This is a genomic window from Microcystis sp. M49636_WE2 (assembly GCF_030065375.1).
Classification (GTDB): Bacteria; Cyanobacteriota; Cyanobacteriia; order Cyanobacteriales; family Microcystaceae; genus Microcystis; species Microcystis aeruginosa_C.
Window position 1 is genome coordinate 1 of record NZ_JASJFG010000365.1, and the last position, 1356, is coordinate 1356.

Below are 1356 nucleotides of genomic sequence, written 5' to 3' on the forward strand. Positions count from 1 at the left end.
AGTGACACAGGGAACCCCATTAGCGATACAATTGCCAAAAAATATTTCGGCGAAACTTTCCCCGATAATTGCTTGAATTCCCCAACGTAAAATCGCTTGCGGTGCGTGTTCCCGAGAAGAGCCACAACCAAAATTACCATTGACTACCAGAATTTTTGCTCCTTGGTACTGGGGTAGATCGAAAGGATGACTCCCCTGTAAAGCCGCTCGATCATCAGCGAACACTTGTTCGCCTAAACCTTCAAAGGTGATACAACGCAAAAAACGAGCCGGAATAATGCGATCGGTGTCAATATCGTTGCCTCGCAAGGGTAAAGCTCGTCCGGAGATGGTTTTAACTTGACTCATGATCTTTTTCTAAGTTTTACTAGCAGTGATAAAAAAGGTGGTTGCATCTTGCCATACCCCCTGATCGGTGGCATTTTTCTCGATTTCTCGGCGATAATTGTTCACTAGAGTCGCAATTTCGCCAGCCGATAGGCGGTCAAAAGGGTTATGCTGAGGATAAAAATACTGCCCATACCAGAAGTTTTTGGCGGTTTCTAGGGGCAAATATCGACCTAGTTGTTCGACATTGACCGATATATTGGTAAATCCCGCATTTTCCAGCAATTGATGGCATTTTTCCGGGGTGGCGATGGGAGTATGCAGATTAGGCAACTCAAAACCAGATGTTTCGCGACAAACACCACTGATCAAGGGTAGGAAGTGGGATTCTAAATTATTACAGGAAAAAGCGACCGAACCGCCTTTTTTTAACCATTGATACCATTTTGCCAGCACTTGTGGGATATCGGGGAAAAGTGCAATCGCCAGAGAACAGGTAATCAGATCGAAACTAGACTCGGCAAAGTCAATGGCAGCTATATCGGCGTTAATTAGGTCAATATTCTCGATATTTAATGCTTCTAGCTTTTTTTCGGCTCTGGCAATCATTTCTGGCGTGAAATCAACCCCGATGACACTTTTTACTTTTGGGGCAATTGCTACCGCTATAAATCCCGTTCCCGTTGCCACGTCTAGCACAGATTGGCTTTTTTGTAAATAGAGATAATTTACTAATTTAAGGGCGCGAGCTTGTGTAAAATCGTTATCGTAATCGTGACGAAGGGCATAAAAATCAATTACTTGACGCTGATAATCGTTGCTCATCTTCTCTATTGCCCAATTATCGACAAAGACTGACCCAATTGACTTAAATTAAGAGCATGGCCCCCGGTAACTAGATAAACCGCGTCTGCTATTGTGCCAATTCTACGACAGAGATCGCCTAAACGATCGCGAAACAGACGACCGAGGGGATAAGCGGGAACCACACCCCAACCGGTTTCTTCCGCCACCAGAATAACATCAACC

The 1356-nt window shown here is 44.5% G+C and carries 3 protein-coding genes; all 3 read right to left on the reverse strand.

Annotated elements, in window-relative coordinates; genetic code table 11:
- Positions 1 to 348: 3-isopropylmalate dehydratase small subunit (locus PX484_RS08670; RefSeq protein ID WP_502882710.1), on the reverse strand; the 348-nt coding region annotated here is incomplete at its 3' end.
- A 9-nt stretch (positions 349 to 357) separates the two neighbouring features.
- On the reverse strand, positions 358 to 1152 hold the full coding sequence (locus tag PX484_RS08675) for a class I SAM-dependent methyltransferase (RefSeq protein ID WP_287767929.1): 795 nt from the start codon (positions 1150 to 1152) through the stop codon (positions 358 to 360).
- Positions 1153 to 1157: 5 nt separating this feature from the next.
- Positions 1158 to 1356, reverse strand: a 199-nt coding sequence (locus PX484_RS08680; RefSeq protein ID WP_288103485.1) for a bifunctional adenosylcobinamide kinase/adenosylcobinamide-phosphate guanylyltransferase, incomplete at its 5' end; no start/stop codon positions are given.